Genomic DNA, 6,133 nt, shown 5'->3' with positions numbered 1-6,133 from the left:
CGAGCCACAGCTTGCGGTTCAAACTCATTCTGCTCATCTGCGTGCCTCTGTCGATGTCGATGCATCCGGCGCGCCAACGGCCTGCCGCGCGCAAACGGTTGCTCTTTTATTTACGGCAACGAGGCTTACATCTTGAATACACGCGAACACGGCGAACCGGAGATCGACAAACGCGCCGCCCGCCGGCGCGACAGCCCGCATCCGCTGTGCTAAAAAGACCGGCTGACCGTCGCACAAAGCGCCGGCATCATTCCAAGGCCATCCATGTACGTCATCGACATCCACTACACCGCGTCGCTCGAGCGCATCGACGACGCGCTCGAACGCCACCGCGCGTACCTGCAGCCGCAGTTCGACAAGGGCATCTTCATCGCGGCGGGGCCGAAGGTGCCGCGCGAAGGCGGCGTGATCCTCGCGGCCCGCATCGATCGCGACGCACTCGACGCGATCCTCGAAACCGACCCGTTCGTCACCGAGGGGCTCGCCACCTATCGCGTGACGGAATTCCGGATCACGCGCGCCGCGTCGGGCTTCAACGTGCCGGCGCTGCCGTAACGCGGCTTCGGCGCAATACGCGCGCATGCCGACGCGCCGCCCGGCGGGCAGCGCATGTGCACGACAACGAGAGCGGGAAAACGCGACGGCGCGAAAACGGCCGTCACGCGAAACGCCGGACCGGGCGCCCGGCGGTTGCCGGTCAGTCGACCAGCAGCTTCAGGTCGTGGACCCACGGGGCCGGGCCCTGGCCATCGCGTACGAACAAGCGCAGCTTGCCGTCGCGGTCGAACACGTAGCTCGCGGCCGTGTGATCCATCGTGTAACTGCCGGGCGTCTTGCCGGGCACCTTCGCGTAGTACACGCGGAAATCCTTCGTGACCTTCTTCAGCGCCGCGTCGTCGGCCGGCCGCAGGCCGATGAACGACGGATCGAACGCGGGCACGTACTGACCGAGCAGCGCCGGCGTGTCGCGTTCCGGATCGACGGTGACGAACAGCACCTGCACGCGCTTCGCGGCGTCGGGGCCGAGCTGCTTCAGCGCTTCGGACAATTCGGCCATCGTGGTCGGGCACACGTCCGGGCAATGCGTATAGCCGAAGAACATCACGACGGCACGGCCCTTGAAGTCGGCGAGCGTGCGGACCTTGCCGGTCGTATCGGGCAGCGAGAAGTCGCTGCCGAACTGCGTGTTGCCGGTGATGTCGAGATTCTGGAATTTCGGCGCGTTGTCGCATCCGGCGAGCAGCAGCGCTGCCGTGAATGCGCACGCGAGCATCCAGCCTTGGCGCGCGCGGCGCCCGAACCGTGATGGAAGCATTGCGTTCAAACCGTGCGGTTACACGCCGAGCAGCGGGCGTGCATAGTGATCGACGAGCAGCGCAGCAAACAGCAGCGACAGATAGACGATCGAGTAGCGGAAGGCCTTGCGGGCGAGTTCGTCCGAATAGTCGCGATGGATCTTCCACGCATACGCGAGGAACACCGCGCCGAGCAGCACTGCGCTCGTCAGGTAGACGGCCCCGCTCATCCCGGAAATGAACGGCATCAGCGTGACCGCGAACAGGATCACCGTGTACAGCAGGATGTGCAGCCGCGTGAACTTCTCGCCGTGCGTGACGGGCAGCATCGGCAGCCCGGCGTTCTCGTAATCCTTGCGGCGATACAGCGCGAGCACCCAGAAATGCGGCGGCGTCCAGACGAAGATGATCAGCACGAGGATCCACGCGTCGCCCGGCACCGCGCCGGTGACGGCGGCCCAGCCGAGCGCCGGCGGCATCGCGCCCGACGCGCCGCCGATCACGATGTTCTGCGGCGTCATCGGCTTGAGCAGCAGCGTGTAGATCACCGCGTAGCCGACGAACGTCGCGATCGTCAGCCACATCGTCAGCGGGTTCGTGAACGTATAGAGCGTCCATGCGCCGACGCTGCCGAGCACGGCCGAGAACAGCAGGATCTGCGGCGTCGTGATCTCGCCGCGCGCGGACGGACGCCACGCGGTGCGGCGCATCATCGCGTCGATCTTCTGTTCGACGAGGCAGTTGATCGCGAACGCGGCGCCGGCCAGCAGCCAGATGCCGACGGTGCCGCCGATCAGCACATGCCACGGCACCATGCCCGGCGTCGCGAGGAACATGCCGATCACCGCGCAGAACACCGCGAGCTGCGTGACACGCGGCTTCGTCAGCGCCATGTACTGGGAAAAGCGGCTACCGGGCGATTGGGAGAGGGTGCTTTGCATGGGGACGGTCACGCCGGGGCGGCGTCGCGCGCAGGCTGCGCGACACGGCCGGGGCGGCTTGAAAGGATGCGAAAGTTTAACATGACGACGAGCAGCAGCAGGATCGCGGCCCCGCCGTTGTGCGCGACGGCGACGGGCAGCGGCCACTGCAGCACGATGTTGGTCAGGCCCGTCACGAACTGCAGCAGGACGACCAGCAGCACGCCGTTCGCGGGCCGCCGCAGCGAGTCGAAGCGGCGCATCTTCAGCGCGAACGCGACCAGATACGCGACCACGACGAACGCGAACGTGCGGTGCGTCCAGTGGATCGCGACCAGCGCGTCCTGCGTGATCGCGTCGCCGTCCTTCGTCATTCCGAGCGCGCGCCACAGGTGGAAGCCGTGCTGGAAGTCCATCGGCGGAATCCACTGGCCGTTGCAGGTCGGGAAGTCGGTGCACGCGAGCACCGCGTAGTTGGTGCTCACCCAGCCGCCGAGCGCGATCTGCACGACCAGCAGCACGAGCGCCGCGAGCGCGGCCGCACGGTAACGCCCGGCCTCGGGGTCATACGACGGCAGCGGCGTCTGCCGCGCCGCGAGCCAGCCCAGCGTGCCGAGCAGCGTGAGACCGAGCAGCAGGTGGATCGTGACGATCACCGGTTGCAGCTTCATCGTGACCGTCCATGCGCCGAACGCGCCCTGCACGAGAATCAGCAGCAGCAGGCTCGTCGGCCACCACGGCGACACGTGCAGCGGGCGGCGGCGCAGCCGCGCGGCCCATGCGATCACCGTCTGCGCGATGATCAGCACGCCGATCGCCATCGCGAAATAGCGGTGGATCATCTCGATCCACGCCTTCGTCATGCTGACCGGCCCGGTCGGCATCGCCTGGTGCGCGGCCGTGATCGCCGCGTGCGCGATGAACGGCGACGACGTGCCGTAGCAGCCGGGCCAGTCGGGGCAGCCGAGGCCCGAGTCGGTCAGCCGCGTGAAGCCGCCGAACATCACGAGGTCGAGCGTCAGGAACGTGGTGATCCACACGAGCTTGCGGAACTTGTCGTCGTCGGCCTTCACCCACACGTACGACAGCGGCAGCAGCGCGATGCACAAGCCGATCAGGCCGAGTTGCAGTAGATACGACATCGGAATGGTGCCTCGTTCTCTCGCCTTAACCGATGCTCGACCACTTCAGCAGCTTCGTCACGTCCGACTTGATCTTGCTGGGATTCGGGTCTTTCGGGAAACGCATCATCAGGTTGCCGTTCGGGTCGACCATGTAGATGTGGTCGCTGTCCTTCGTGCCGGCATCGGCCGGCAGCCACGCGGCCACCGCGGCCGGATCGGCGACGAGCCGGCGCGTGTCCGGATACGCATCCAGCACCTTCTGCGGCATCGCGCCCGCATCGCTGCGCAGCCACACCATCGTGATCCGGTGCCGTTCGCCCGCCTGCGTGACGCGGACCTGACGCATGAAATAAAGCTTCTGCGCGCAGGCGTCGTCGCACGCGCTGCGGTCGGTCATCACGAACAGCCAGACCCCGCGCAGCGACGACAGCGGCACCGTCTTGCCGGTTTCGTCGGTGACCTGCAGATCCGCCGGGATCGGGCGCTGCGGCTCGATCAGCGTGCCGTAGTTCGTCGACCCGCCCTTCGGCTTGATCACGTAATAGGTGAAGTACGACGCGATCATCGGCGCGGCGCACACGAGACCCAGCAGCACGAGCATCCAGCGGCCGCGCTTGCGGGCCGCGGGCGACATCGGCGCAGCGGCCGAACCCTGACGGGGAGATTGCATGGACAAATCAGACCTCTCGAAACGAACCCGCGGCGCCGGCGCCGCGTCCTGGCATGACGCTCACGCGCCGGCCGACTTCTTCGCCGCACGCCGCGCGGCGTACAGGCCGAAGCCGAGCGCGGCCGCCGCCATCGCCCACCACTGAAACATGTAACCGTAATTGCGCTCGACGCCGGTCGTCGCCGCCGGCCAGTCGCGCACGAGCTTGTCGCCGTCGTCGCTCGTCTGCTGGATCACGAACGGCTGCAGCGGCAGCCCGGTTTCCTTCGCATACGCGGCGACGTCGAGGTTCTGCCGGATCTTCTGGTACGCGGCCGACCCGCCTTCGCCGAGCTCGAACGCGCGCGACGCGTCGGCACGCGCGATGCCGACGATCTCGATGTCGCCCGCCGGCGTCGCGAACGGCTCGATCGCCGTGCGATCGGCGATGTTGCGCGGCAGCCAGCCGCGGTTCACGAGCACGACGCCACCGCCCGTGAGTTTAAACGGCATCACGACGTAAAAACCCGGCTGGTCGTTATACGGCCGATTGTCGAGGAACACCGCCTGCTCGGGCATAAAACGGCCCTTTGCCCGTACGCGATGAAACTCGATCGACGCGAGCGGCACCGGCTGCGCGCCGATGTCGACCGGCACCGCCTGCTCGTAGCGCTCGACGCTCGCCTGCAGCGCTTCCTTCTGGTGCGCGCGGTCGCGCTGCCAGAACCCGAGACGGATCGTGATGGCGACGACGACGAGGATCAGCAGCGCGGGCAGCCAGCGAATCTTCATCATGCGGCCCGCCCGGCACCTGCGCGAAAGCGAAGTGCGATAATTATCCTCTTCCTTTCGAATTGCCGTCGTCCGGTTCGTGTCATGCACATACTCGTTCCCATCGCCTTCGTCCTCATCATTGCCAGCATGGGCTCGGCGCTCTACTTCATGATGCACGACCGCGGCCATACGAAGCGCATGGTCTGGTCGCTCGCCACCCGCGTCGGGCTGTCGGTGTCGCTGTTCCTGCTCATCCTGTTCGCGAACTGGATGGGCTGGATCCATTCGACCGGCCTGCCGATCGGGCGTTGATGCCTTTGCCGCGCCGACCGCTGTGACATTTAGCCGCACGGCCGCGCCACCAAGCAAAAGCGCCGCCTGACTGAGTCGCGGCGGCGCCAGGGTGGTATCGCTCGCGGCTTCGCCGCCGCGCCCACGACACCAATGAAAACGGCCCGCGCATCGCTGCGCGGGCCGTCGTTCCATTTACAGCCAGTAGACGACGACGTACAGGCCGAGCCAGACGACGTCGACGAAGTGCCAGTACCACGCGGCGCCTTCGAAGGCGAAGTGATGATCGGGCTTGAAGTGGCCGCGGATCATCCGCACCAGCACCACCGCGAGCATCGTGCCGCCGAGGAACACGTGGAAGCCGTGGAAGCCGGTCAGCAGGAAGAACGTCGAACCGTACACGCCCGAGTTCAGCGTCAGGTTCAGTTCGTTGTACGCGTGGTAGTACTCGAAGCCCTGCAGGAACAGGAAGCAGATCCCGAACACGAGCGTCGCGGCCAGCCACGCAATCGCCTTCTTGCGATGATCGTCGCGCAGCGCGTGGTGCGAGATCGTCAGCGTCACGCCCGACGACAGCAGGAACGCGGTGTTCAGCGTCGGGATCGGCCACGGGCCCATCGTCTTGAAGTGACCGGCGAGCGCGGCGGGGCCTTCGTTCGGCCACACGGCGGAGAAGTCCGGCCAGATCAGCTTGTAGTCGAGGCTGCCGAGCTGGTGCAGCGCGATCTCACGCGCATAGAACAGCGCGCCGAAGAACGCGCCGAAGAACATCACTTCCGAGAAGATGAACCAGCTCATGCTCCAGCGGTACGACTTGTCGACGTTCTTGCCGTAATGACCGCCTTCCGATTCGGCGATCGCGTCGCCGAACCAGTGATACAGCGTGAAGAGCAACCACAGCAGGCCGAGCAGCGCCGTAAACGGCGCCCAGTCGTGACCGTTGATCCACAGCGCGGCCGACCCGAGCATGACCAGCAGGCCGATGGCCGCGCTGATCGGATGCTGCGACGGATGCGGCACGAAATAGTACGGGGTCTGGTTTTGACCGCTCATGCTTGATTCTCCACTTCAGTCCAATTT

General features: G+C 66.2%; 8 protein-coding genes. 2 read left to right on the top strand and 6 right to left on the bottom strand.

Features of this window, described 5'->3' with window-relative positions; all coding sequences use genetic code 11:
• The first annotated feature begins 264 nt into the window (after positions 1–264).
• The gene (locus JMF90_RS20055; RefSeq protein WP_012329263.1) at positions 265–555 is read left to right on the top strand and encodes a YciI family protein; all 291 of its coding nucleotides are present in this window, start codon (positions 265–267) and stop codon (positions 553–555) included.
• Between the two features lie 142 nt (positions 556–697).
• On the opposite strand, the gene JMF90_RS20050 is transcribed toward JMF90_RS20055, so the two are convergent.
• From JMF90_RS20050 to JMF90_RS20030, 5 genes are read right to left on the bottom strand one after another with little or no spacing between them, the layout of a single operon-like run.
• Entirely contained in the window at positions 698–1,315 is a 618-nt protein-coding gene (locus JMF90_RS20050) for an SCO family protein (protein ID WP_077180365.1), read from the bottom strand.
• A gap of 18 nt (positions 1,316–1,333) precedes the next feature.
• On the bottom strand, positions 1,334–2,236 hold the full coding sequence (gene cyoE, locus JMF90_RS20045) for a heme o synthase (RefSeq protein WP_006477738.1): 903 nt from the start codon (positions 2,234–2,236) through the stop codon (positions 1,334–1,336).
• Positions 2,237–2,244: 8 nt separating this feature from the next.
• Positions 2,245–3,357, bottom strand: coding sequence for a heme A synthase (locus JMF90_RS20040; RefSeq protein WP_011546270.1), 1,113 nt, complete (start codon positions 3,355–3,357; stop codon positions 2,245–2,247).
• A gap of 25 nt (positions 3,358–3,382) precedes the next feature.
• Positions 3,383–4,009, bottom strand: coding sequence for a cytochrome c oxidase subunit I (locus JMF90_RS20035; RefSeq protein ID WP_041492027.1), 627 nt, complete (start codon positions 4,007–4,009; stop codon positions 3,383–3,385).
• Positions 4,010–4,069: 60 nt separating this feature from the next.
• Complete coding sequence (locus JMF90_RS20030; protein ID WP_236593014.1) at positions 4,070–4,780, bottom strand: SURF1 family protein; 711 nt, start codon at positions 4,778–4,780, stop codon at positions 4,070–4,072.
• A gap of 84 nt (positions 4,781–4,864) precedes the next feature.
• Here JMF90_RS20030 and JMF90_RS20025 point away from each other — a divergent pair, with 84 nt between their 5' ends.
• Complete coding sequence (locus tag JMF90_RS20025) at positions 4,865–5,074, top strand: twin transmembrane helix small protein (protein WP_006477735.1); 210 nt, start codon at positions 4,865–4,867, stop codon at positions 5,072–5,074.
• A gap of 174 nt (positions 5,075–5,248) precedes the next feature.
• Here the strand turns inward: JMF90_RS20025 and JMF90_RS20020 are convergent, their stop codons facing one another.
• The gene (locus tag JMF90_RS20020) at positions 5,249–6,106 is read right to left on the bottom strand and encodes a cytochrome c oxidase subunit 3 (RefSeq protein ID WP_006477734.1); all 858 of its coding nucleotides are present in this window, start codon (positions 6,104–6,106) and stop codon (positions 5,249–5,251) included.
• Positions 6,107–6,133: the final 27 nt, after the last annotated feature.

The organism is Burkholderia sp. E168m23, from assembly GCF_016586125.1.
Lineage (GTDB): Bacteria > Pseudomonadota > Gammaproteobacteria > Burkholderiales > Burkholderiaceae > Burkholderia > Burkholderia orbicola.
The sequence above is the reverse complement of the archived record's forward strand: the minus strand, read 5'-3'. Positions and strand labels throughout refer to the sequence as shown.

Coding starts and splice junctions, on each gene's coding strand:
- JMF90_RS20055 (WP_012329263.1), top strand. CDS start 265: ATGTACGTCATCGACATCCACTACACCGCGTCGCTCGAGCGCATCGAC.
- JMF90_RS20050 (WP_077180365.1), bottom strand. CDS start 1,315: ATGCTTCCATCACGGTTCGGGCGCCGCGCGCGCCAAGGCTGGATGCTC.
- cyoE (WP_006477738.1), bottom strand. CDS start 2,236: ATGCAAAGCACCCTCTCCCAATCGCCCGGTAGCCGCTTTTCCCAGTAC.
- JMF90_RS20040 (WP_011546270.1), bottom strand. CDS start 3,357: ATGTCGTATCTACTGCAACTCGGCCTGATCGGCTTGTGCATCGCGCTG.
- JMF90_RS20035 (WP_041492027.1), bottom strand. CDS start 4,009: ATGCAATCTCCCCGTCAGGGTTCGGCCGCTGCGCCGATGTCGCCCGCG.
- JMF90_RS20030 (WP_236593014.1), bottom strand. CDS start 4,780: ATGAAGATTCGCTGGCTGCCCGCGCTGCTGATCCTCGTCGTCGTCGCC.
- JMF90_RS20025 (WP_006477735.1), top strand. CDS start 4,865: ATGCACATACTCGTTCCCATCGCCTTCGTCCTCATCATTGCCAGCATG.
- JMF90_RS20020 (WP_006477734.1), bottom strand. CDS start 6,106: ATGAGCGGTCAAAACCAGACCCCGTACTATTTCGTGCCGCATCCGTCG.